We start from the raw sequence: 23,812 nt of genomic DNA on the forward strand, positions 1-23,812 counted from the left end.
CTACCTTTTTCCTTTGGTGGCCTCTTTCTTTTTTTTAACCCCCCCCGGGGGGGGGGGGGTGCTATTTTTGGGGGGGGCGGCCCCCCCAATCCCCCCCCCACCACCGAGACTCCGCCGGATAAGGGCCTGGTTCGCCGCGCATAGCTGGGTGAAGGGCTCCCTTCACTAACCTGAACTTGGTGAAGGGAGCCTTCGCCGGGGTGAACATCGACGACGAAACCGTCTACCCAGGTGAGCGGATCACGAGAGCTGATCGCCGAACTCCGTGCGGGCCGCGATCTCGAAACCTTCGAGTGGTGAGTCACCAGCCGCGTTCGCGCCACTCGTCCAAGTGAGGCCGTTCCGCGCCCAGAGTCGTGTCATCCCCATGTCCCGGATAAACCCAAGTCTCATCCGGCAGCACCCCGAAGATCCGCTCCGTAACGTCACCGAGCAAAGACGCGAAGTCCTCCGGAGTCGTGGTCCGCCCCACGCCCCCTGGGAACAGCGAATCGCCCGTGAACAGATGCGGCGACCCCAGCGGATCCCGGTACAGCAGCGCGATCGAACCAGGCGTGTGCCCCCGCAGGTGGATGATCTCCAGGTCGCACTCGCCGACCTTGAGCGTGTCCCCGTGCTCGACCAGGAAGTCCGGCGGGATCGGCAGGACGGAAGCGTCGAGCGGGTGCGCCGCGGTGTTCGCACCGTTCGCACCGGCGACCGCGCCCAGTGCCTGCCAGTGATCGCCGTGCTGATGCGTGGTGACGACCGTGCGGAGCGCGGGGCGGTCGGGGCCGTGGCCGATGACGTCGGAGATGCGCTCCGGGTCATTGGCCGCGTCGATCAGCAGCGCCTCGTTGGTGCGGAGGCAGACCAGCAGGTACGCGTTGTTGTCCATCGGGCCGACCGACAGCTTGGTGATCGTCAGTTCAGGCAGTGCGCGGACGGCGGCTGGGCCGCCCGGCTCGACGTGGCCGGTGTAGTTCACCTGCCACACCGTAGTCGTTTCACTCCAACCAGTTCTACCCGCACGACTTGGTCACAGGTTGGCCACGTACGCTCGGGTTCCCCGACCCCGAGCAACCTCAGGACGAACGTGGCGAACTCCCCAAAGCCGACAGCCCGGCGCCTCAGTTGGGATGTCATCAGGGTGGTCGCCGTTCTCTCCGTCGTTCTCGGGCACATCACGCATCAGTCGAAGATCATGCATCCGGAGCTCGCCGGGTACCCGTTCACGGTGCCCGTGCAGTTCGGCGCGACGATCCTGCTGGTCATCTCGGCGTTCTTCATGTGCGCGACGCTGCGTAAGGACAAGCCGGGGCGGTGGCTGCTCAAGAAGGTGAGCCGGGTGCTGCCCGGGTACCTCGTCGCCGTCTTGATCACCTACGTCATGATGCGGATCGCGGCGGCCGCGTTCAGCGGGCAGCAGCTGCACAGCGGGTTCACCGGGTTCATGTTCGACCCGGCGATCGGGGCGCCGACCACGGACTCGCCGTGGTACCTGCCCAACGGGCTCGACCTGTACTCCAACATTTTCATGATCCAGAGCTGGTCGACGGACTTCAACTATCTCGACGGCTCGTACTGGACACTTCCGGTGCAGATCATGGCGTTCACCGCGGCGGCACTGCTGTTCCCGCGCAAGTGGCGGACAGACAAGACCATGGTGGTGCTGATCTGGGCGATGCTGGCCGTGCCGCTGGCCATCCGGTTCGTGATCTTCACGCCGACGGACACGCCCAGCTGGGCGGTCACCATGATCTTCGGGCTGGGGCTGCACCGGGTGCACGCCTTCGCCATCGGGATCGCCATCTACCTGTGGACGAAGAACCGGCTCAAGACCTGGCATCTCGCGGCTTTCCTGACCGCCTCGGTCGTCGCGCAGGATCTGCACATGTTCCCGCTGCACTACGCGACCGCGATCGACCCCGAGCGCCTGCCCTCCGTGGCCGGGTTCGCCGTGATGCTGCTCGCGATGTGCGCTGCCGCGAAAGGGCCTGACTGGACGTGGTTCCGGCCGCTGGCCCGGCCGATCAAATGGCTGGCCGGTATCTCTTTCGGGTTATATCTGGTGCACCAGGAGCTCGGCTACATGCTGGCCAGGGCCCTGCGCGACCTCGGCGCGACGCCGTGGGAGAGACTGGTCCTCGTGCTGGCCGCGGCGATCGTGGCCGGCTGGCTGCTGACGGTGCTCGTCGAACGCCCGGCGTACCGCCTGCTCACGAGGGAACACAAAGCTGCACCGCTCGCGTTGCCGCACCCGTCCCCACCGGTAGATGACCTGGTGGAGGGGCATGCGAAGACCGCGTCGCCGATTTCTGTCGGTGGTCCGTCCTAGCATGGGGTGGCGCTCCGACTGAGCGCTCCAAGACCGATCTTTTCTTGAAGGGACCCTGGCGTGGCTGATCGCCTTGTTGTTCGCGGCGCCCGCGAACACAACCTCCGTGGGGTGGACCTCGACCTGCCCCGGGACAGCCTCATCGTTTTCACCGGCCTGTCCGGGTCCGGCAAGTCGAGCCTCGCGTTCGACACCATCTTCGCCGAAGGGCAGCGCCGGTACGTCGAGTCGCTGTCGGCCTACGCCCGCCAGTTCCTGGGTCAGATGGACAAGCCGGACGTCGACTTCATCGAGGGCCTCTCGCCCGCGGTGTCGATCGACCAGAAGTCCACCTCGCGCAACCCGCGCTCGACGGTGGGCACCATCACCGAGGTCTACGACTACCTGCGGCTGCTCTACGCGCGTGCCGGCAAGGCGCACTGCCCCAAGTGCGGCGAGCTGATCTCCAAGCAGACGCCGCAGCAGATCGTCGACCAGGTGCTCGAGATGGACGAGGGCATCAAGTTCCAGGTGCTCGCCCCGGTCGTGCGCGGCCGCAAGGGTGAGTACACGGACCTGTTCGCGAACCTTCAGCAGCAGGGTTACGCCCGCGTGCTGGTCGACGGTACGATCCACGCGCTCACCGACCCGCCGAAGCTGAAGAAGCAGGAAAAGCACGAGATCGGCGTGGTCATCGACCGGCTGAGCGTCAAGTCGAGCTCGCGGCAGCGGCTCACCGACTCGGTCGAGACGGCGCTGCGGCTGGCCGACGGCCTGGTCGAGCTGGACTTCGTCGACCTGGACGAGAACGACCCGCACCGCAAGCGCGGCTTCTCGGAGAACCTCGCCTGCCCGAACGGCCACCCGCTGGCCATCGAGGACCTCGAGCCCCGCTCGTTCTCCTTCAACTCGCCGTACGGCGCCTGCCCCGAGTGCACCGGCCTCGGCATCCGCAAGGAGGTCGACCCGGAGCTGGTCGTCCCGGACGACGAACTCTCGCTCGGCGAGGGCGCCATCGCGCCGTGGGCGGGCGGCCAGAGCGCGGAGTACTTCATCCGCCTGCTCGAGTCGCTCTCGGAGACCATCGGCTTCCGTATGGACGTCCCGTGGCGCAAGCTGCCCGCCAAGGCGCAGAAGGCCGTCCTGCACGGTGTCGACGAGCAGGTCCACGTCCGCTACAAGAACCGCTACGGCCGCCAGCGCTCGTACTACGCGAACTTCGAGGGCGTCATCCCGTTCCTGGAGCGGCGCCAGGAGCAGACCGAGTCCGAGTACATGCGTGAGCGGTATGAGGGCTACATGCGCGAGGTGCCGTGCCCCTCCTGCCAGGGCACCCGCCTCAAGCCGGAGATCCTGGCCGTCACCCTGGAGCACGCCACCAAGGGCGACCACTCGATCGCCGAGGTCTGTGCCCTGTCCATCGCCGAGGCCTCGGAGTTCCTCGACTCGCTGGTGCTCGGCACCCGCGAGAAGATGATCGCCGGCGCGGTGCTCAAGGAGATCCAGGCCCGGCTGCGCTTCCTGCTCGATGTCGGCCTCACGTACCTCTCGCTGGACCGCGCGTCCGGCACGCTCTCCGGCGGCGAGGCGCAGCGCATCCGGCTGGCGACGCAGATCGGCTCCGGCCTGGTCGGCGTGCTGTACGTGCTGGACGAGCCGTCGATCGGCCTGCACCAGCGCGACAACCACCGGCTGATCGAGACGCTGACCCGCCTGCGCGACCTCGGCAACACGCTGATCGTGGTCGAGCACGACGAGGACACCATCCGCTCCAGCGACTGGGTGGTCGACATCGGCCCCGGCGCCGGTGAGCACGGTGGCCACATCGTCCACAGTGGACCGTACAAGAAACTGTTGCGCAACAAGGATTCGCTCACCGGGCTCTACCTCTCCGGCAAGCACAAGATCGAGGTGCCCGCCATCCGGCGCCCGATCGACAAGAAGCGCCAGCTGACCGTCGTGGGCGCGCGCGAGCACAACCTGCGAGGACTGGACGTGAGCTTCCCGCTCGGCGCGCTGGTCTCGGTCACCGGCGTCTCCGGCTCCGGCAAGTCGACGCTGGTCAACGACATCCTGGCCACCGTGCTGGCGAACAAGCTCAACGGCGCGCGCCAGGTGCCGGGCAGGCACACCCGGATCAACGGGCTCGCCGAGGTCGACAAGCTCGTCAGGGTCGACCAGTCGCCGATCGGCCGGACCCCGCGCTCCAACCCGGCCACCTACACCGGTGTGTGGGACCACGTGCGCAAGCTCTTCGCGTCCACCACCGAGGCCAAGGTCCGCGGCTACCAGCAGGGCCGGTTCTCGTTCAACGTCAAGGGCGGGCGCTGCGAGGCGTGCGCAGGCGACGGCACGATCAAGATCGAGATGAACTTCCTGCCGGATGTCTACGTCCCGTGTGAGGTCTGCAAGGGCGCCCGGTACAACCGCGAGACCCTCGAAGTCCACTACAAGGGCAAGACGGTCTCGGACATCCTCGACATGCCGATCGAGGAGGCCGCGGAGTTCTTCGAGCCGATCAAGGCCATCCACCGTCACCTGGCGACGCTGGTCGACGTCGGACTCGGGTACGTGCGGCTGGGCCAGCCCGCGCCGACCCTGTCCGGCGGTGAGGCGCAGCGCGTCAAGCTGGCCAGCGAGCTGCAGAAACGCTCGACCGGCAAGACGGTGTACATCCTCGACGAGCCGACCACCGGCCTGCACTTCGAGGACATCCGCAAGCTGCTCGGTGTCATCAACGGCCTGGTCGACAAGGGCAACTCGGTCATCGTGATCGAGCACAACCTCGACGTCATCAAGACCTCGGACTGGATCATCGACATGGGACCGGAGGGTGGCTCCGGCGGCGGCACGCTCGTCGCGCAGGGCACGCCCGAGCAGGTCGCGGCCATCGAGGAGAGTTACACCGGGCAGTTCCTCAAAGAGGTGCTCCCGCAGTAGGAAAAATTTCGCCAACGATGTGAACCGGTCGGGCAACCCGGTCGTGTGGGTGGTGTCATCAGGTCACGCCGAGAGGGCGGACCTCGGAACACCAGGAGGTCCCCATGACCGGCACCCGGACCGTGTTCGTCGCGCTCACCGCCTTCGCGGGCCTGACCGTGCTCAGCGCCTGCGGCGCGGGCGTGGCCACCGTGGCCATCGACACCGCGCAGTCGAGCGACGCCAAGGGCCTGGTCGCGACCCAGGTCGGCACTCTGGGCAACGTGGTCACCGCTCCGGACGGCAGAACGCTCTATCGCTTCGACAAGGACAGAGCGGATCCGCCGGTGTCCACCTGCAACGACAATTGCGCGGCGCAGTGGCCACCGCTGATCGCCGAGGGCTCCACCGTGTCCGCGACCGGCGTCGACCCGGCGCTGCTGGGCACCGTCACCCGTAAGGACGGCCGCAAGCAGGTCACCATCAAGGGTTACCCGGTCTACCGATTCGCCAAGGACACCAAGCCCGGTGAGGCCAAGGGCCACGGCATGGGCGGCATGTGGTTCGCGGTGACTCCCGACGGCGCGAAGGCGGGACGCGGATGAGCGCATCTCTCGCTGATGCGGCGACCTTCGGTGTCCGCGTTGCAGTACTGTCCTCGCCGACCAAGAACACCGGCGAGAGGACGCGAGTGGCGATCGGAGGCTGGCGGCCCAAGCGGGCCAAGGGCGAAGACCTGATCCGGCACTTGTACGAGGAGCACGGCAGAAGCCTGCTGGCGTACGCCACCAGGCTGACCGGGGATCGGGCTGCCGCCGAGGACGTAGTGCAGGAGACATTGGTCAGGGCTTGGAAACACGCCGACGACCTGGAGAACGGCAAGGGCTCGGTCCGCGGCTGGCTCCTGACGGTGGCGCGGAACATCATCACCGACAAGGTGCGGGCGCGTGCGTCCCGTCCCCAGGAGGTCGAAGAGCCCGCCGAATCGCCCGCGACCTCGAAGGACCACGCCCAGGGTGTGGTCGATTCGATGACCGTGCTGGGCGCGATGGACGGGCTTTCCCCGGAACACCGGGAAGTGCTCGTCGAGTTGTACTACCGGGGACACACCGTCAGCGAGGCGGCCCACTCACTGGGCATCGCCGCGGGCACGGTGAAATCCCGGTCCTATTACGCATTACGTGCTCTCAGAGCCGTGATGCAGGGCAAAGGAACGGAGGCAGCGCGATGAGCGCGATTGATCACGATCACGCGCCGCTGGGCGCGTACGTTCTCGGTGCTTTGGACGAGAACGAAAGCCGCGAGTTCGAAGCCCATCTCGCCACTTGTGACGCCTGCCGTCGCGAAGCGGATGAACTGAACGAACTACGCATCCAGCTGGACGAGGTGCCGCCTGAGGCGTTCCTCGACGGTCCCCCCGAGGGTGGTGACCTGCTGCTGCAGCGCACGCTGCGCAGCGTGCGGGCGGCGGAGGAGGCCTTGACCGGCACCCCGCGCCGTCCGAAGCGTTTTCTGGCGCTCGCGGGTGCGGCGGCGCTGGTAGTGGTGGCGCTCGGCGGTGGCGTGCTCGTCGGCAGGCAGACCGCGCCGGAGAGCTCGACCACGCCGCAGGCGATCCCGACGACGTCGGTGGTGCCCGGCACGAAGAACATCACCGGGGCCGACGGCAGCGTGAAGCTCGCCGCGACGGTGACGCCCGCGGCAGGCTGGGTCAGGGTGCACGCCAAGGTCGACGGCGTGCACGAAGGCGAGAAATGCCAGCTCATCGTCATGTCGAAGTCCGGAGAGGCGATCATCGCAGGCAGCTGGATCGTCTCGGCCAAGGGTGAGAAGGACGGCACCGGGCTCGACGGGTCCGCGCTGGTGCCCGCCGATCAGGTCGCCTCGGTCGACGTGGTGACCACCGACGGGCGGAAGCTGGTGTCGGCGCAGTTGTGAGAATCAGGGTATGAGGTCCTACCGGTTCCGGAGCACCTGGCTGCTGAAGGCGGCGCCGAACCTCGTGTTCGGCGCCGTCGTCGACCTGGCCGGGTATCCGGACTGGTGGCCCGATGTGCGCTCGGTGCGCCGGATCGACGACGACACCGCGGAGCTGGTGTGCCGGGCGACGCTGCCGTTCGAGCTGGTGCTGCGCATGCGGCGGGCCGTCGAGGACGAGCGGGCCGGGCGGATCAGGGTGGACCTCAGCGGTGACCTCGAAGGGTTCCTCGCCGGGCAGGTCACCGATCTCGGCGGGGTGACCAGGCTCGAGATCGAGCAGGAAGTGGTGGCGCACAAGCCGATACTGCGGCGCTTCGACCGCGTCGCCTGGCCTGTCTTCCGCGCCAACCACGCCTTGATGATGCGGCGTGGCCGCCGCGGGCTTGTCGCTCATCTGAGTTGAGAACGGCCGTGGGGCGGAACGGGGGACCCCGCCCCACGGCCGTGCGGCGGCTAGACCGCCGCGGGTTCCCGATCTTCCTTGCGTTCCGAGGGGTGTTCGGAATGCTCGTCGATCAAGGTGGTCTCGTCGAAGGGCGACTGACCGGCGAACACCCGGCCCGCCTGGTCGCGGTCGAACTCCTTGGTCCATGACCCGATCAGCACGGTGGCGACCGCGTTGCCCGCGAAGTTGGTCAGCGCGCGAGCCTCGGACATGAACCGGTCGATGCCGAGGATGAAGCCGACACCGTCGACCAGCTCCGGCTTGTGGGCCTGCAGGCCACCGGCCAGCGTGGCGATGCCGGCGCCGCTGACGCCCGCCGCGCCCTTGGACGCGATGATCATGAACACCAGCAGTGAGATCTGCTCGCCCAGCGACAGCGGCTTGTCCTGCGCGGTGGCGATGAACAGCGTCGCCATGGTCAGGTAGATCGCGGTGCCGTCGAGGTTGAACGAGTAGCCGGTCGGCACGGTGATGCCGGTGACCGGCTTGCTGACACCCAGGTGCTCCATCTTCGCGATGAGCCTCGGCAGTGCCGACTCCGAGGACGAGGTCGACAGGATCAGCAGGAACTCGCGGCCGAGGTACTTCAGCAGGCTGAAGATGTTGACCCGCGCGCCGATCCACAGCACCGAGCCGAGCACGCCGAACACGAACACCAGGCAGGTCAGGTAGAAACCGATCATGATCACGGCGAGGCTGCGCAGCGCGCCCCAGCCGGTTTCGCCGACGACGGCGGCGATGGCGCCGAACGCGCCGATCGGGGCGGCCCACATGACCATGGCGAGGATGCGGAACACCAGGCGCTGGATGTGCTCGATCCCGTTGAGGATCGGCTTGCCCTTCGCGCCGAGCTTCTGCAGCGCGAAGCCGGCGAGCAGCGCGACGAGCAGCGTCTGCAGGACCTGGCCGCTGGTGAACGCCGACGCGAAGCTCGTCGGGATGATGCCGAGCAGGAAGTCGGTGCCGCCCGCGGCGGTGGTGGCCTGCTTGTGCGCGTTGGTGGCGGCGGCCGGGTCGAGGTGCAGCCCGGAGCCGGGGTGCAGCAGGTTGCCGACGACCAGGCCGATGGCGAGCGCGAAGGTCGACATCAGCACGAAGTAACCGAGCGCGAGCAGGCCGACCTTGCCGACCTTGGCGGCCTTCGCGACCGAGCCGATGCCGAGCACGATGGTGCAGAAGATGATGGGGGAGATCATCATCTTGATCAGGTTCACGAACCCGGTGCCGAGCGGCTTGAGGTCCTTGGCGAACCCGGGAGCGAGGAAGCCGACCAGCACGCCGAGCACCACGGCTGCCAACACGGCTAAATACAAGTAGTGCGTTTTGTCGCGTTGTCGGGTGGGCACCGTTGCCTCCAGCTGGAACAGAAAAGGGGATTGCGGAGACTATGCGTGCCGTGGTGAGCCAGGTCACGGTTGTGTTCATTGAGTACATGCCGGTGACAGCTGGTTGAAGACTTGTGCTGATATGTGCGGGTGCCAACGAAGCCACACCAGTGGAGCCTCGCCAGGCAGTTGCTCGTGCTCCAGGCCGCCATCGTGGGTGTGCTCGCCGGAGCCGGGTTCCTGCTGGCCTACCTCGACGCGGACAGCGCGACGGACACCAAGGCACGTGACAAGGTCACGGTCGTCGCGGAAACCGTGGCCGACGCGCCGAGCGTGCTCGCCGCGGTGTCCACACCGGACCCGTCGGCGGTGCTGCAGCCGTTCGCGACGCGGGTCACCGCCGACACCCAGGTCGACTTCATCACGATCATGAACCGCGACGGCATCCGGTTCACCCATCCGAATCCCGCGCTCATCGGCCAGAAGTACCTCGGCACGACGAGGGAAGCGTTGCAGGGCAGCGTGTTCACCGAGACCTACACGGGTTCGCTCGGCCTGTCGGTGCGCACCATAGTGCCGGTGAAGGCCGACGGCCAGGTGGTCGCGATGGTCTCGGTCGGGATCACGGTCGACACGATCTCCGCTGATCTGCGTGAACGGCTGTGGACGCTCGCCGCGGTCATCGGCTCGGTGCTCGTCGCCGGGCTGATCGGCAGCCTGCTGGTGAGCGCACGGGTCCGGCGCCAGACTCACGGCGTCGCGCCCGCCGAGCTCCGGGACATGTTCTCCTATCACGAGGCCGTGCTGCACGCGGTGCGTGAGGGTCTCGTGCTCGTCGGCGGTGACGGCGTCGTCCTGCTGTGCAACGACGGCGCCCGCGACCTGCTGGATGTCGCCGACCCGACCGGCTCCGCGGTGGCCGACCTCGGCCTGCCGGACGGACTGGCCGAGGCGTTCATGAGCAGCCGCGCCGATGAGATCCACGTGACCGACACGCGGGTGCTGGTGGTCAATGTGACGCCGGTGAACATGGGGACCGTGGTGACGTTGCGGGACCACACCGAGTTGCAGACGCTCACCGGCGAGCTGAACACGGTCCGCGGTTTCGCGGAGGCGCTGCGTTCGCAGGCGCATGAGGCCGCGAACCGGCTGCACACCGTCGTTTCGCTGGTCGAGATCGGCAGGCCGCGCGAAGCGGTCGAGTTCGCCACCGCAGAGCTGCAGCTGGCGCAGCAGCTGACCGATCGTGTCGTCGGCGCTGTCGAGGAGCCGGTGCTGGCGGCGTTGCTGCTGGGTAAGGCCGCTGAAGCCGCCGAGCGTGGCATCGAACTGACCATCACCGAGGACACCGCCATCGAAGACACGGCCATCGCCGCCCGCGACCTGGTGACCATCCTGGGCAACCTCATCGACAACGCCATCGACGCCGCGTCGTCCTCTGTGGTCGTCACCGCCCGTTCCGACGACGGTTCGCTTCTGCTTCGCGTCTCCGACGACGGTCCAGGCGTGCCGCCGGGCGCCGACGTCTTCCGCCGTGGCTGGTCGACGAAACCGGCCGAGGGGCACGGCGTCGGCCTGGCCATGGTCGGCCAAGCCGTCCGCCGATACGGCGGCACGGTCGAGGTCGGCCGGGAGAGCGGCGCGGTCTTCACAGTGCGGCTGCCGTTGTGATCAAGGTATTGATCGTCGAAGACGAACCCGTCGCGGCCGAAGCGCACCGCGTCTACGTCTCACGTCTGGCCGGGTTCACGGTCGCGGGCGTCGTCCACTCGGGCGGCGACGCGTTGCGTTTCGTCGAACGCAACCAGGTCGACCTGGTGCTGCTCGACTTCTACCTGCCCGACACCCACGGCCTCGCGGTCTGCCGTTCGCTGCGCGCGGCCGGTTTCCCGGTCGACGTCATCGCGGTGACCTCGGCACGGGACCTCGCCGTCGTGAAGGCCGCGGTGTCGGTCGGTGTCGTCCAGTATCTGCTGAAGCCGTTCACTTTCGCCTCGCTGAAGGAAAAACTCGAGCGCTATGCCGAGTTCCGGAGTTCGGCGGGCGAGGTCGCCGGCCAAGCGGAGATCGACCGCGCCTTGGGTTCCTTGCGTGCGTCGGACCAGTCGTCGTTGCCGAAGGGCATGAGCGCGCCGACGCTGACCGCGATCACCGAGGCGCTGGCCGCCGCCGGTGACGGCTTGTCAGCCGGAGCGGCGGCGGCCGCGATCGGTGCTTCACGGGTGACCGCGCGGCGGTACCTGGAGTACTTGGCGGACAACGGTTTGGCACAGCGCGAGCCGCGCTATGGCCAGGTCGGCCGCCCGGAGGTCTGGTACCGGTCGCGCTAGGGACCGACGAACTTCAGCTCGGGGTAGGCCGCCGAAGGCCGGTCCAGCAGCGGCTGCGGCAGCCCACGCAGGTGCAGGTCGAAGAACGCCCGCACATACCGCCGGGTGATCTCCGACGCGCGGATCGACGGGATGGTCGCGCCGAAGTCGGCGCCCACCTGGTCCAGCAGCAAACCCACGTCGGTGAACGAGGCGTGCTCGGTGCCGCTGACCACGAACCAGCGCTTCCATCCGCCGAGCCGTTCCCACGCCTGCGTCCAGCTCGGGTCCTTATCCGGCACATGCCTGAGCTCGTTGCCGAGGAACAGGAACGGCCTGGCCAGCCCGGTGTCGGGGACCGGCGTCGACTGGAGCCCGTCGATGTTGACCCCGGCGCGCAACCGGGAATCGTTCAGCAGCGCGGGAATGCTGCTCGCGCCGCCCGCGGAATGCCCGGCCATCGCCATCCGCCGCGGGTCGATCAGCGCGGCGCCGGGCCACCGGGCGGCGGGCTTGACCAGTTCGTCGAGCACGAACGAGACATCGGCAGCGCGGCCCGCGCCCACCTTCAGCCAGAACGCGTCGTCGTGTTGGAGGTCGCAGGAGACGCAGCTGACGACCCGGCCGTCCGGGAAGCTCGTGCCCGCGCTCTCGTAGGTGTGCTCGATGCCTGCCACCACGTAGCCGTGGCTCGCCAGGTCCTCGGCCAGCGAGGTGAGCGTGGCGCGAGGTTTCGTGTAGCCGGGGGACAGCACGATCAGCGGAAGACTGTGGTTGAGCCCCAACGGTTTCGCGTTCTTGGCCGCGTTGGTCCGTACCGTGCTCAGTATGTCGTGTGGCAACCCCGGCGGCGCCTCGTCCTTCAGCAACAGCTCGGACTCGGCCGGCGTCATGTACTGCGCCCGCTCGCCTCCCGGCCACGCCGGGTACCAGAGTGTCACCATGAGTTCCCGCCGATTCTCTGGAACCCACGGGTCAGGGCGGCTCGTGTCCGTCAGGTGGACCGACGAGGTGCCGACCGGGAAAACTCCGGTCGGAGCGGGCAGGGTGAGCTGGGGTAGTGCGGCGGACGCGGGTGGCACGGCGCACAGGAGAAGCGCTGCGACGGCCACGAAGAGTTTCCGGGCATGACTCATAAACGCACCATCCTTTGTGGAGGGTCAGCGGTCAGTGGACGCGGCGGGCCGACCTGAAACAGAGCCAGGTGAGCAGTGCCGACAAAACGAGGTAAAGCGCGGTTTCAGCTCCTTGCAGCGCCCAAAATCGGGTGGCGGGCTGATAGGCCACGACCTGTTTGTAGCCGAGGTCGCCGAGCTGGGCGAAGCAAGCGTGGATGGCGGGAAGGTCGAGCACGGCGGCGGGGCGGCCACCTGACGGTGGTGGTGGCATGCAGTGCCACACCGATTCCGGCAGGAGGCTGACGACCTGCCCTGAGGCGTCGACGGTGTCGTTCGACAGCACCCAGGCGTCGGCGGGGGCGGCCGTGGTGACCTTTTCCGGAACGCCCGCGTCGTTCGCGCGTACGCCTTCGATGGTCGACGACGTGATCGCCACGGTCTCCTGCACGGAGGGGAGCAGGGATGGCCTGACCAGCAACGGAATCGCGAGCTGGACGAGGGCGAGCACGGCGAGCGTGACGGCCATCGCGGCCACGGTGCGGCGCAGGAGCACACCGGCGGTGACCCCCGCGACGAAGGCGAAAGCGGTGTAGCCCAAGGGAACGATCCCGCGCGCGGCGAACACCAGCGGCGACATGCGCGGGTCGTAGGACGTGGTGCCGAGGTCGGCGAGCCGGTCGATCGGCGCGGACCACCAGGTGACGGCGAGGCTGAGCAACCCCATCGCGGCCACCGCGGCCAGTCCGGTGACCGTGAGCTTGACGGCCAGCCAGCGGGTGCGGGTGACAGTCTGGTTCCACACCAAGGCATGCGTGCCTGCTTCGGCCTCCCGCGCGACCAAGGGCACACCGCAGAAGATGCCGATGAGCGCGGGCAGCGCGTACATCGCCGCGATGCCACCGGAGTACAGCGTGCTGTCCGCCGAGGTGATCCTGCCCAGCAGCGCGTTCGGGTCGAGGCCCGCGAGCCGGGGCCCGGTACACGCCAGCGCGATGATGATCGCGAAGGCCAGCGCGTACAGCACCGCGGCCTGGCTGCGGAACTGCCGCCAGGTCAGCCAGATCATCGGAGCACCTCCAGTGCCGGGCGGGCGGGCTTGGCCAGATAGGCCAGCACGAGATCGTCCAGGGTGAGCGGGCTGACGGTCCACGCCGGATCGAGGATCGGCGCGCCGGTCCGCACGATGAGCGTGGTCTGGCGGTCGGTGTGGCTGGCCGACACGACATGCTGGTCCGACGGCAGCGTGCCGAGGTCGCGACGCGGGCCGACCAGGCGGTGATGAGTGGCCAGCAGTTCGTCGACCTCGCCCTCGAGGCGGGCCTCGGCGGCGACCAGCACGATGAGGCGGTCGCAGACCCGTTCCAGATCGGCGATGAGATGTGAGGACAGCAGCACGTTGAGCCCGTGCTCGGCGACGGCCTCCATCAGATCCTGCAGGAACTCGCGGCGCGCGAGCGGATCCAGCGCGGCGACCGGCTCGTCGAGCAGCAGCAACTCCGGCCGCTTGGCGATGCCCAGCGTCAGCGCGAGCTGAGCCCGCTCGCCGCCCGAAAGCTTGCCCGCGCGCTGCGACGTATCCAGTCCGAGTTGCTGAATCCGTTTGCACGCAAGGGAATCGTCCCAGTTCGGATTCAACTTTGCGCCGAGCGTCAGATGGTCGGCGATGGTCAGCCCGGCGTAGGTCGGCGCGCCCTGCGCGACGAAGCCGACCTTGGCCAGCTGCGCCGGGCCATTGCCCGGACGGCCGCCGCACACCTCGATCGTGCCCGCGCTCGGCGTCAGCATGCCGGCGGCGAGGTTCAGCAGCGTCGACTTACCCGCGCCGTTGGGCCCGACGAGCCCGGTCACGTGCCCTTGCGGAATCTCCAGCGAGCATCCGGTCAACGCCCAGCGTTTACGGTATTTCTTCCCGAGCCCGTCGGCGCGCAGTACCGCGGTCACGCTACGTCTTCCCCGGCCGCGGCGCGAAACGTGGTGTGGAACAACGCCTCGATGCTCTCGTCATCGAGCCCGGCCCGGCGCGCTTTGGCGAGCCAGCGCCGCAGGTCCTGCCGCAGCGGCCCGTGCGCGGCCAGCGAGCCGTCGGCCAGCGTGGCCGTGACGAAGGTACCCACTCCGGGCCGCGCGGCGACGAGCCCGTCGTGTTCGAGTTCCCGGTACGCCTTGAGGACGGTATTCGGGTTGATCGCCAGCAGCGCCACCACGTCCTTGACCTTCGGCAGCTGATCACCCTCGTGCAGCAACCCGAGCCGCAGCGCGTGCCGGATCTGCTGCACGAGCTGCTGGTACGGCGACAGCCCGGAGCGCCCGTCCAGGTAGAACTCGATCACGACTACCTCCATTTAACTAGCTAACTAGCACTATAGGTATCTAGTGGGCTAGCTGGCAAGGAGGCCGCATCGGCCCGAGCGAGTGGTAACTCTGCTGCATCTAACGCAGCAGAGTTACCACTCGCCCACACTGAACGAGGGGTTCCCATGCTCCGTGCAGCACACTCCGCACAGCGCAGCAGGGAACCCCTCGCCAGTAAGCGTCGCCACGGACTCTCGGTGCGGGCCTGCACTACGTCGTCGCAAATCTGCCAGCCAGGGGAGGGGCGGGGCTGCTGGACTGGGGACATGCCAGCACTCGTTGTTCCTGCCTCGTCGATCCGGTCATGGTTCGCCGTCATCGCGGTGATGATGGGGATCTTTTCCATTGTCACCACCGAAATCCTGCCGATCGGCCTGCTGACCCCGATCGGCTCGGACTTCGGGATCTCCGCGGGCACGGCCGGGCTGATGATGACGACGCCGGGAGTACTGGCCGCGTTCGCCGCACCGGCGGTCACGGTCGCGACCGGGCGGCTCGACCGGCGCCTGATGCTGTGCGCGCTGATGTTCTTGCTGGCGGCGGCCGACTTCCTGGCCGCGGTCGCGTCGCACTACTGGGTCATGATGGTCTCCCGGGTGCTGGTCGGCTTCGTCATCGGCGCGTTCTGGTCCATCGGCGCGGGGCTCGCCGCGCGCCTGGTGCGACCGGGACACGTCGGCACGGCGACCGCGGTGATCTTTTCCGCCGTTCCGCTGGGTTCGGTGCTCGGCGTGCCAGCGGGTACTCTTCTCGGCGAACTGGCCGGCTGGCGAGTGGCCTTCGTGGCCATGGGGGTACTGACGCTGAGCGTGCTCGCCGCGCTGCTGGTGGTGCTGCCGCCGTTGCCTGCCCAGCGGGTGACCAGTCTGAAGGTCCTCAGTGGACTGTTGCGCGCGCCCGCTGTCCGGCTAGGACTGGTAGTGACCTTCCTGATCGTGCTCGCGCACTTCGCCACCTTCACCTACGTGACCCCTTTCCTGCGTCAGGTCACTCAGGTGAGTCCTGGCATGATCACCGTATTCCTGCTGGTGTACGGCGTCGCAGGCATCGCCGGCAATTTCGTGGCAGGCACCATGGTTTCCCGCGACGTCCGTGCCACCTTCATCGTCAGCGCCTGCCTGCTCGCCACCGCTACGGCGCTACTCCCGCTCGTCGGCCGAGCGGAGGTCGGGGCGATCATCCTGCTCGTGCTCTGGGGCGTCGCCTACGGTGCCGTGCCGGTCTGCTCGCAGACCTGGTTCGCCACGTCCGCGCCGCACGCACCGGAAGCGGCCACCGTGGTCTTCACTTCGTCGTTCCAGGTATCGCTTTCCCTTGGCGCGCTGGGTGGCGGCGCCGTCGTCGACGTGACGTCCCCGTCGACGGTCATGCTGCTCGGCGCGGCGGCCGCGATCCTCATGGCGGTGACCACTCGTGAGTGTTCCCGACGGTTATTGAAGGGAAGGCCAGCTGTGGCGTGCCCCCCCGGGCAGTTGAGTGAGGGAGGCCCGGGCGCGCCTGCCGAGGGCGAGGTCGTGAGTGTTTTCGCCGGTTAGAACCGGCCGTACCACTCACGACCCCCATGCCCAAGCCGAGTCCACGAGCACGCCACCTTTGCGTTTCCCCTCAGAACCGTTGGAACCTCGACGGGCCCGGCTCCAACAATCGAAACGTATAACGCCCTATACGGCTTCGCTTGGGAAGTTTTCGCGGGCCCAGTCCTCGAAGGTGCCTGCCGGACGGCCCAAAACGGCGGGGACGTCCCCGGTGACGATCGCGTTGTGTCCCTGCCGGACCCAGGCGGCCCCGGCGAGGATCATCTCGGCGGCGTCGCCGGGCAGCTGCTTCCGCGCTTCGGCGGGTGACTGGTCGACAGTCCTTACCGGACGGTCGAACAGCTTCTCGATGATGGCGCCTTGCTCGGGAACGCTCAGCAGCTCCGGTCCGGTAAGCCGGTAGGTCCGTCCACTGTGGCCATCCTCGGTGAGCGCGGCGGCCGCGACCGCGGCGACGTCACGGGGGTCGACCACGCCTTGGCGCCCGTCACCGGTCAGATTCGGGACCGGCTCCCCGGCCCGGATCCGGCCGGCCCACCAGGCGAAATTCGACGCGAAAGTGGACGGCCGCAAGATCGTCCACTCCAGACCGCTCGCGCGCACGGCTTCCTCGGCCCGCAGGTGCACCGCGCCGACGACCTGGCCGTCATCGTTGCGCTCGCCGGTCCCGATGGCGGACAGCTTCACGATCTTCCGCACGCTCGCGTTCTGTGCGGCCTCGATCATGGCGAAGTCGTGAGCCGGGGTCGGGGACGCGGGAGCGGTCAGCAGGAACACCGTGTCGATCCCGTCTACCGCTCTCGCGAGCGAGGCGGGATCGTCGAAATCGGCTTGGATCGTGGTCTGTGACGGGGTGCGGCTCATCGCCCGGAACGGCACGTCTTGCGACGTCAGGATGCGGGTGAGTGGGCTGCCGATGGTGCCGGTGGCGCCGGTGATCAGGATCATGAGCTGATCGTGCACGCCCCGCGCCGCCGCGCTCTAGGAAATTTCGGCACACTGGAGTCATGGTGATCGAGCCGCCGGATACCGCGACCACACTCGTGCTGCGCACGGTCGATGGCGGACCACCCGAGCTGACGGTCATGGGCCCGTCCACGCGGGCAGGCTATTTCGTCCCGGCGCCCGGTGTTTCCTGCCGGAAGCTGCGGCTGCGGCCAGGCCAGGCGCTCGAGGGCAGGTCGGCACGGGACCTCGTCGACCAGGTCATGCCACTAGGCGAGGACCCGCGCCTGACCGGAAACGAGCTGGTGTTCGAGGCCGCGCAAACACTTTCCCGCGGCGAGAGCGTGCGGTCGACGGCATTGGCGCTCAACGTTTCCGAGCGTCATCTACGTTCGCTGTTCACGCGTTCGGTCGGGTTGTCGCCCAAGCAGTTCGTGCGGATCGATCGGGTGCGCGCGGTCTTGGCTGGTGCTAGGGAACGGTCTTGGGCGCAGCTCGCGGCCGAGCTGGGTTACTACGACCAGTCGCACCTGACCGCGGAATTCCGCGAGGTCATGGGCGTCCCGCCAGGCGCCTTCTTCGCCGGACGCCTCCCCGAACCCTCGGGTTGCGCACGCACCTGGACGTCGGGGTCGTGAGTGTTTTCGCCGGTTAGAACCGGCCGTACCACTCACGACCCCTTCGCGACCGCCTCGCGGACGGCCGGGACGATCTCGGCTGCCCAGCGGCCCAGCGAAGTGAGGTCTTGGGTGCCGCCGCTGGGGGAGAAGAGCATGAAGCCCGAAGCGCCATGCTCCAGAACGGCGCCGGTGAGCTCCTCGACCCACTGGTCGACGGAACCGCCGATCCAGCGGCCGTCGCTGTCGCGGGTGGCGGGGAGCGGCTGGTCGGTGATGCGCCCGGGGAAGTTGAAGATCGTGCGCACCGCGCTCGGGTCGCGGCCTGCCGAAGCCGCGGCCTCGTCGATGATCGAGCGGCCCTCGCGGTAGCGGGCGCTGAGCCAGTCGGCGGCGTGGCCGGGTAGCCAGCCGTCGGCGACGCGGCCGGTGGCGGCCAGGGACTTCGGCCCGACCGAGCCGGTCCAGACCGGGGGAGCGGGCACCGGGGCGGGCTCGATCTTGTCGACGCGGTAGTGGCGGCCTTCGTGGGTGAGCGGCTCGCCGCCGCCTGAAAGCAGCCTGACCAGCACGATCGCCTCCTCGAACGCGTCGACCGCGTCGGCAGGCGAAAGCCGGGGGACGCCCAGGTCGGCGATGCGGTCCCACAGGCCGCCCGCACCCATGCCGAGCACGACTCGGCCGCCTGAAAGCGCGGACAGCGAGGTCACGGTCCGGGCCAGCAGCGGAGCGGGCCGGGCCGGGAGGTTGGTGACGTTGACGAAGCCGCCGAGGTGCCGGGTGCGGCCGAGTATGAATCCGAGTGCGGCGTACGCGTCCAGGCGGGCGCCGAGGTACGGGTGGTCGGACAAGGAGAACAGGTCGAGCCCGTCGCGGTCGGCCTGCTCGGCCAGGCGCAGGAGTTCCGGGCCCTCGGCGATTTCGCTGTGCGCGCCGAAGCCGAAGACGACATCAGGTGAAGACATTGGTTCCACGCTCCCCAGAGAGACAGTTCGTACTACGAACCATAATAGTTCGTAGTACGAACTGCAACTATGGGTCAACCATGAACTCAGAAGACCACGGGAACCTTGTTGTCCGACACGACGCGGCCGAGCAGGGTGGCGAGCAGTGCGCGTTCGGCCGGGCTGAGTCCTGACGGCAGCTGCTCGATCCGGCGGCAGGTTTCCGTGTAGAACTCCTCCGCGAGCTTTCCGCCTCGCGGGGTGAGCGCGACGCGGACCGCGCGCGCGTCGTCGGGGTCCGGCTCGCGGCGGACCAGGCCGTTGCGCTCGGTGCGGTCCACCAGGCCGGTGAGGCTCGACTTGGCCAGTCCCAGTATCGCGATCAGTTCGCTCATGCCATACGGCTGCGCCATCAGCACGCACAACAGCTGCCCCTGCTGGGGAGTGAGCCCGTACTCCCGGCCTGACTCGGCGTACACCGCGTTCACCAGGAACGACGCGCGCACGAGCCCGGTGACCACTCCGATTTCGTCTTTGCCCACCCGGTCACGGTAACCGAAGTTTACCGGGGCCGTCCCGGCACGCCGGGCCGTGTCTGCCACGGGTGCGGGCCGTCCAGCGGCCGGTATTCGACGCCCAAAGCGTCCAGCCGGGGCAGGTGGTGATCACGCAGGCGAGGCAGGAACTCCGCGAAGTCCCGCCCGTCGACCGGGCTCCAGGCGACCTCCGCGAATGCGCACAGGCGGGGAAAGGCCGCGTAGTCGACGCGGCGCACCGAGTCCAAGTGCTCGGTCCATACCTGAGCCTGGGCGCCGAGAATGCCTGGCAACGCCGGGTCGTAGGCGTAGACGTCCTCCAGCGTGCGGAGGTAGCCGACCGGGATCGGCTCGTCGGGGTGATCGGACTGGCGGTGGTCCAGATACACGTGCTGCTCGGGGCACATGACCACGTCGTGCCCTGCCGCGGCGGCGATGGCGCCCGCCTCCGAGTTCTGCCAGGAGCTGATGATGACCTTGGGGAGGTCGGGGATCTCGAGTACCTCGTCCCAGCACAGCGCGCGGCGGCCGCGGGACTCGAGGTGCGCGATGATGCGGCGGACGAAGGCGCCGTGCTCGGCGGTCGCGCCGGGGACCTCGTCGCCGCCGATGCCGATCACCTCGGACGGGAAGATCTCCAGCAGCTGGTCGAACACCGCGGTGAAGAAGTCCACTGTGGACTCACCCGTATTCAGCAACGAGGTGCTGATACCCCAGGACGTCCAGACTTCCCATTGCGCGGACGGATCCGGACCCAGCGATGGGTAGGCCGCGATGGCCGCGCGGGCATGGCCGGGGATGTCGATCTCCGGGACCACCGTGACCGCGCGCAAACCGGCGTAGGCGACGATCTCGCGGAGGTCGTCCAAAGAATAAAAGCCGCCGTGCGGTCGGCCGTCGCGCTCGGGGCCATCATGCCTGCCGACCATCGAGCCCGTGCGCCACGCGCCGACCGAAGTGAGCCGCGGGAACTCGGGAATCTCGATACGCCAGCCCTGATCGTCGGTCAGGTGCAGGTGCAGCACATTGAGCTTGTGCGCCGCCAGCAGGTCGATGAACCGCAGCACCTCGGCCTTCGTCCGGAAATGCCGCGCGACGTCGAGCAGGCATCCGCGCCAGGCGAACCGCGGATGGTCGACCACCACCCCACAGGGCACAGTGGACGGTCCACCCGGGACGGATCGGAACCAAGCCGGACCGGCCAGCTGACGCAACGTCTGGCGCCCGTAGAACTCGCCCGCCGCATCGGCTACTTCCAACACCACACCGGAAGGCGTGATCTCCAGCCGGTAGCCCTCGGCCGGCAACGAAGCCGAACGTACTGTCACCTCGGTCGGCCATGGGCACGAACCAGGCTGGGGCGTCACGGAAACCGGGCGGGGGAGCAGCCCTTCGAAGCCGGTCATCCCTTCACCGCCCCCGCCATGCCCGAGACCAGCCTGCGCTGCACCAGCACGAAGAAGATCAGCACCGGAATCGTCATCAAGGTCGACGAAGCCATCACCGCGCCCCAATCGGTGTCCTCGGGTTTGAAGAAGACCAGGATCGCCTGTGGCAGCGTCTGGTTGTCGGTCTTGGAGATGATGAACGTCTTCGCGAACAGGAAGTCGTTCCAGGCGTGGATGAACGCGAGCACGCTGATCGCCACCAGGCCAGGCGCCACCAAGGGGAACAGGATCTGCCAGGTGAACCGCAAGCGGCTGGCACCGTCCAATTTGGCCGCTTCCTCCAGCTCGACCGGCACGGCGGCCACGAAGCCGCGCAGCATCCAGATCGCGAACGGCAGGCTGAACGCCAGGTGCACCAGCACCAGCGAGCCCAGTTCGTTGAGCCCGAACGCGGGTGCGACGTCACCGACCGAGCGCATCAGGAAGAACAGCGGGATGGTCAGCGCCTCGATCGGCACCATCTGCGCGACCAGGAGCATCACCAGCAGGACGGTGCGCCCCCGGAAGTTGAACCTGGTCAACGCGACCGCGGCCAAGAAGGACATCAGCAGCGACAGCAGCACCACGGCCACCGCGACGATCACGCTGTTCAGGAAGAACTGCCCGAATCCTGAAACGTTGAGCACCCGGTTGAAACTTTCGAACGACGGCGAGGTCGTCCACGGCTTCGGGTTCGCCGACTGGATCTCGCCCGACGGCTTCAGCGCCGACAGGACCATCCAGTAGATCGGGAAGGCGACGATGCCCGCGATCACGACGGTCACCACCTCGGCGACCAGCCTGCCGGGCTTGCGTACTAGAGCCATGCGTCGCTCCTGCGTTGCGTCCGGACGTACAGCCCGGTGATCGACAGCAGGAGCAGCGTCATGACGACCCCGATCGCCGCGCCGAGCCCGTACTGCGAGCCGGCGAACGCCTGCTGATAGGCGTAGACGTTGAGCACGAGGTTGCGCCCGGCGACGCCGCCGCCGTTGGTCATCACGTAGATCTGGGTGAACACCTTGAAGTCCCAGATGATCGACTGGATGGTCGCGATCATCAGCAGCGGCCGCAGCATCGGCACGATCACCGACCGGGTGGTGCGGAACCACGTCGCGCCGTCCAAAGAGGATGCTTCGAGCACCTCACCCGGAATGGCCTGTATCCCGGCGTACATGGTGACCATGACGAACGGGAACGAGCACCAGATCACCTCGGCCGCGACCAGCCCGAACGTGCTGACCGTGCCGAAGGTCCACGAGTGGTGTGCCATGCCGTCGAAGCCGATGCCGACCAGTATCTCGTTCACCAGGCCGAAATCGGCGTCGAACAGGAACAGCCAGACGTACGAGCCCGCCATCGCGGGCGTCGCCCAAGCGGCCAGCGCCGCGAGGAAGAGCAGCATCCGAGGGAAGGCTCGCACCCTGGTCGCCAGCACGGCCAGTGCGGTGCCGACCAGCAGGCTGCCGACGACACAGGTGCCCGCGAAGCCGACCGTCTTGCCGAGCACTGTCCAGAACTGCGCGTTCTCGAACAGGTCCAGGTAGTTGGCGAAGCCGAGGAACTTCAGCGGTGCGCGCCCGGAGGCCTGCGGCTGGCCGTAGTCGTAGAACGAGATCAGGACCAGCTGGTAGATCGGGTACACCAGCAGCGCGAGCAGGAGAATCCCCGCGGGAGCCAGGTACCAGGCGGCGGCGCGCCCGTCCCCGCGCTTCCTGGCGGTCTTGCGCACAGGAGCGACGGGGGCGGGACGCGTCAACTGATCGGTGGCCATTTAGGACCCGAACGCCTTGTTCATCTTGTCGGCCGCGTCGCTGAGCGCGGTGTCCACCGGCTGGCCGCCGGTCGCGATCTGCTGCACCGCGGTCGGCAGGATGTTCTGCGCGTCGATCCGTGCCCACGAGGGTGTGACCGGCACGAACCTGGTGCCCGCCTTCACCGTCTCGACGAACGGCTTGAGGAACGGGTCGCTCTCCGAAACCTGCTGCTGCACCGAGCCGAGCGTGGGCAGGTTGCCCATGCCCTGGTACATCTTCGCCTGGTACTTCGCCCCGCCGAGCAGCTGGATGAACTCGACGCCGAGACCACGGCGCTTGCTGGCGTTGAACACGCCGAGCAGGTTGCCGCCCGCGAACGCCGGAGCGATCTTGCCCGCCGTGGTGCCGGGCAGCGGGACGACCGCGTACTTGCCCTTCACCGCGCCGGCTTCGACGGCCTTGCGGTTGAAGTCACCGCCGATCGACATACCGGCCTTGCCGCCCGCGAACGCCGTGATGCTCTGCGTCCCGGTGAGGTTCGCGCACTGTTCCGGCGGGCAGATGTCCGCCTTCAGCAGGTTCGCGTACGTGGTGAGGCCGGTCTTCGACGCTTCGGTGTTCAACGCGGAAGTCCATCGTGGACCGTCCTGTTTGGCCAGTTCGCCACCGGCTGCCCACAGGTACGGCATGATCGCGTAGATGTACTTGCCACCGACGGAGATGCCGTACAGATCCGGCTTCTTGGCCCGGATCTTGCGCGCGGTCTCCGCCAGCTCCGCCATCGTCTTCGGCGGGGTGAGGCCCAGCTCGGTGAAGATGTCGGTGCGGTAGTACAACGCGCGGACACCGGTGAACCACGGCAGGCCGTAGACCTTGCCGCTCACCTTGGCGGTGTCGAGCACGCTCGGCACCAGGTCGGCGCCTTCCTTCCAGCTCTGCAGGTCGCCGGTCAGGTCGGTGAGCGCGCCGGTCTCGACGTAGCTCGCGGCGTCGGTGTTGCCGTACTCGGCGACGTCGGGTGCGTTGGACGGATCGTTGAAGGCGCCGGAGAACTTGTCCGCACGCCCCTCGACCGGGATCCACTGCACGTCGATCTCCACGCCGGAGTGCGCGGCCTTGAACTCGGCGATGGCCTCCTTGACCGTCGCCTCCTTCGGCGCCCGGTTGGCCTCGTCGAACAGCCAGACCCGCAGGGTGCCGGTCTTCTCGTCCCCACCGGCGGCCGGAGCCGACTGGGTCGGGGCGCAACCGGCGGCGAGCCCCAGAACCGCGAGCCCGGCGAGGGTGCGTCGGATTCTCATGTCGAA

At 68.0% G+C, this 23,812-nt stretch carries 23 protein-coding genes; 10 read left to right on the forward strand and 13 right to left on the reverse strand.

Annotated features, from left to right (window positions below; all coding sequences use genetic code 11):
* Positions 1 to 301: 301 nt before the first annotated feature.
* On the reverse strand, positions 302 to 976 hold the full coding sequence (locus tag ACFV15_RS36335; RefSeq protein ID WP_378356410.1) for an MBL fold metallo-hydrolase: 675 nt from the start codon (positions 974 to 976) through the stop codon (positions 302 to 304).
* Positions 977 to 1,075: 99 nt separating this feature from the next.
* Between ACFV15_RS36335 and ACFV15_RS36340 the strand changes: the two genes are divergently transcribed.
* The 6 genes from ACFV15_RS36340 (at position 1,076) to ACFV15_RS36365 (ending at position 7,598) form a co-directional block, all read left to right on the forward strand.
* Entirely contained in the window at positions 1,076 to 2,317 is a 1,242-nt protein-coding gene (locus ACFV15_RS36340) for an acyltransferase family protein (protein ID WP_378356412.1), read from the forward strand.
* 60 nt (positions 2,318 to 2,377) lie between these two features.
* Complete coding sequence (gene uvrA / locus ACFV15_RS36345; RefSeq protein ID WP_378356414.1) at positions 2,378 to 5,236, forward strand: excinuclease ABC subunit UvrA; 2,859 nt, start codon at positions 2,378 to 2,380, stop codon at positions 5,234 to 5,236.
* A gap of 104 nt (positions 5,237 to 5,340) precedes the next feature.
* Positions 5,341 to 5,820, forward strand: a complete 480-nt coding sequence (locus tag ACFV15_RS36350) for a hypothetical protein (protein WP_378356415.1) — start codon at positions 5,341 to 5,343, stop codon at positions 5,818 to 5,820.
* 86 nt (positions 5,821 to 5,906) lie between these two features.
* The gene (locus ACFV15_RS36355; protein WP_378356459.1) at positions 5,907 to 6,446 is read left to right on the forward strand and encodes a sigma-70 family RNA polymerase sigma factor; all 540 of its coding nucleotides are present in this window, start codon (positions 5,907 to 5,909) and stop codon (positions 6,444 to 6,446) included.
* Positions 6,443 to 7,153 carry an anti-sigma factor family protein gene (locus tag ACFV15_RS36360; protein WP_378356416.1) on the forward strand — a complete coding sequence of 237 codons (711 nt, stop codon included), beginning with the start codon at positions 6,443 to 6,445 and terminating at the stop codon, positions 7,151 to 7,153. Before ACFV15_RS36355 ends, ACFV15_RS36360 begins: the two co-directional genes overlap by 4 nt.
* A gap of 10 nt (positions 7,154 to 7,163) precedes the next feature.
* Positions 7,164 to 7,598: an SRPBCC family protein gene (locus tag ACFV15_RS36365; RefSeq protein WP_378356418.1), complete on the forward strand. Its 435-nt coding sequence runs from the start codon at positions 7,164 to 7,166 to the stop codon at positions 7,596 to 7,598.
* A 50-nt stretch (positions 7,599 to 7,648) separates the two neighbouring features.
* Here the strand turns inward: ACFV15_RS36365 and ACFV15_RS36370 are convergent, their stop codons facing one another.
* On the reverse strand, positions 7,649 to 8,941 hold the full coding sequence (locus ACFV15_RS36370; protein ID WP_378356420.1) for a cation:dicarboxylate symporter family transporter: 1,293 nt from the start codon (positions 8,939 to 8,941) through the stop codon (positions 7,649 to 7,651).
* Between the two features lie 168 nt (positions 8,942 to 9,109).
* On the opposite strand from ACFV15_RS36370, the gene ACFV15_RS36375 reads away from it, so the two are divergent.
* A complete protein-coding gene (locus ACFV15_RS36375) occupies positions 9,110 to 10,636 on the forward strand; it encodes an ATP-binding protein (RefSeq protein WP_378356421.1) in 1,527 nt (508 codons plus the stop codon).
* A complete protein-coding gene (locus tag ACFV15_RS36380) occupies positions 10,633 to 11,295 on the forward strand; it encodes a response regulator (protein ID WP_378356423.1) in 663 nt (220 codons plus the stop codon). The genes ACFV15_RS36375 and ACFV15_RS36380 overlap by 4 nt, the downstream gene beginning before the upstream one ends.
* Here ACFV15_RS36380 and ACFV15_RS36385 read toward each other — a convergent pair.
* The 4 genes from ACFV15_RS36385 to ACFV15_RS36400 are packed head-to-tail and all read right to left on the reverse strand — an operon-like array spanning position 11,292 to position 14,722.
* Positions 11,292 to 12,410: an alpha/beta hydrolase family protein gene (locus tag ACFV15_RS36385; RefSeq protein WP_378356425.1), complete on the reverse strand. Its 1,119-nt coding sequence runs from the start codon at positions 12,408 to 12,410 to the stop codon at positions 11,292 to 11,294. The two genes, ACFV15_RS36380 and ACFV15_RS36385, sit on opposite strands and share 4 nt — an antisense overlap.
* 31 nt (positions 12,411 to 12,441) lie before the next feature.
* On the reverse strand, positions 12,442 to 13,458 hold the full coding sequence (locus ACFV15_RS36390; RefSeq protein WP_378356426.1) for a transporter: 1,017 nt from the start codon (positions 13,456 to 13,458) through the stop codon (positions 12,442 to 12,444).
* Positions 13,455 to 14,333 carry an ABC transporter ATP-binding protein gene (locus ACFV15_RS36395; RefSeq protein ID WP_378356427.1) on the reverse strand — a complete coding sequence of 293 codons (879 nt, stop codon included), beginning with the start codon at positions 14,331 to 14,333 and terminating at the stop codon, positions 13,455 to 13,457. The genes ACFV15_RS36390 and ACFV15_RS36395 overlap by 4 nt, the downstream gene beginning before the upstream one ends.
* Positions 14,330 to 14,722, reverse strand: coding sequence for a GntR family transcriptional regulator (locus tag ACFV15_RS36400; protein ID WP_378356429.1), 393 nt, complete (start codon positions 14,720 to 14,722; stop codon positions 14,330 to 14,332). The genes ACFV15_RS36395 and ACFV15_RS36400 overlap by 4 nt, the downstream gene beginning before the upstream one ends.
* A 288-nt stretch (positions 14,723 to 15,010) precedes the next feature.
* On the opposite strand from ACFV15_RS36400, the gene ACFV15_RS36405 reads away from it, so the two are divergent.
* The gene (locus ACFV15_RS36405; protein ID WP_378356431.1) at positions 15,011 to 16,279 is read left to right on the forward strand and encodes an MFS transporter; all 1,269 of its coding nucleotides are present in this window, start codon (positions 15,011 to 15,013) and stop codon (positions 16,277 to 16,279) included.
* Positions 16,280 to 16,405: 126 nt separating this feature from the next.
* Here the strand turns inward: ACFV15_RS36405 and ACFV15_RS36410 are convergent, their stop codons facing one another.
* Positions 16,406 to 17,227: an NAD(P)H-binding protein gene (locus ACFV15_RS36410; RefSeq protein ID WP_378356432.1), complete on the reverse strand. Its 822-nt coding sequence runs from the start codon at positions 17,225 to 17,227 to the stop codon at positions 16,406 to 16,408.
* Positions 17,228 to 17,286: 59 nt separating this feature from the next.
* On the opposite strand from ACFV15_RS36410, the gene ACFV15_RS36415 reads away from it, so the two are divergent.
* Positions 17,287 to 17,862, forward strand: a complete 576-nt coding sequence (locus tag ACFV15_RS36415; protein ID WP_378356433.1) for a helix-turn-helix domain-containing protein — start codon at positions 17,287 to 17,289, stop codon at positions 17,860 to 17,862.
* Positions 17,863 to 17,894: 32 nt separating this feature from the next.
* Here ACFV15_RS36415 and ACFV15_RS36420 read toward each other — a convergent pair whose 3' ends face one another.
* The 6 genes from ACFV15_RS36420 to ACFV15_RS36445 form a co-directional block, all read right to left on the reverse strand.
* Complete coding sequence (locus ACFV15_RS36420) at positions 17,895 to 18,806, reverse strand: LLM class flavin-dependent oxidoreductase (protein ID WP_378356435.1); 912 nt, start codon at positions 18,804 to 18,806, stop codon at positions 17,895 to 17,897.
* 86 nt (positions 18,807 to 18,892) lie between these two features.
* Positions 18,893 to 19,327 (reverse strand): MarR family winged helix-turn-helix transcriptional regulator, encoded by a 435-nt coding sequence (locus ACFV15_RS36425; protein WP_378356437.1) that lies wholly within the window; start codon positions 19,325 to 19,327, stop codon positions 18,893 to 18,895.
* A 20-nt stretch (positions 19,328 to 19,347) separates the two neighbouring features.
* Positions 19,348 to 20,727 (reverse strand): beta-N-acetylhexosaminidase, encoded by a 1,380-nt coding sequence (locus ACFV15_RS36430; protein WP_378356438.1) that lies wholly within the window; start codon positions 20,725 to 20,727, stop codon positions 19,348 to 19,350.
* Entirely contained in the window at positions 20,724 to 21,575 is an 852-nt protein-coding gene (locus ACFV15_RS36435; protein WP_378356439.1) for a carbohydrate ABC transporter permease, read from the reverse strand. The genes ACFV15_RS36430 and ACFV15_RS36435 overlap by 4 nt, the downstream gene beginning before the upstream one ends.
* Entirely contained in the window at positions 21,566 to 22,522 is a 957-nt protein-coding gene (locus ACFV15_RS36440) for a carbohydrate ABC transporter permease (RefSeq protein ID WP_378356440.1), read from the reverse strand. Before ACFV15_RS36440 ends, ACFV15_RS36435 begins: the two co-directional genes overlap by 10 nt.
* The gene (locus ACFV15_RS36445) at positions 22,523 to 23,806 is read right to left on the reverse strand and encodes an extracellular solute-binding protein (protein WP_378356442.1); all 1,284 of its coding nucleotides are present in this window, start codon (positions 23,804 to 23,806) and stop codon (positions 22,523 to 22,525) included. It abuts the gene before it with no gap.
* Positions 23,807 to 23,812 lie beyond the last annotated feature (6 nt).

Source organism: Amycolatopsis sp. NPDC059657 (assembly GCF_042734395.1).
Lineage (GTDB): Bacteria > Actinomycetota > Actinomycetes > Mycobacteriales > Pseudonocardiaceae > Amycolatopsis.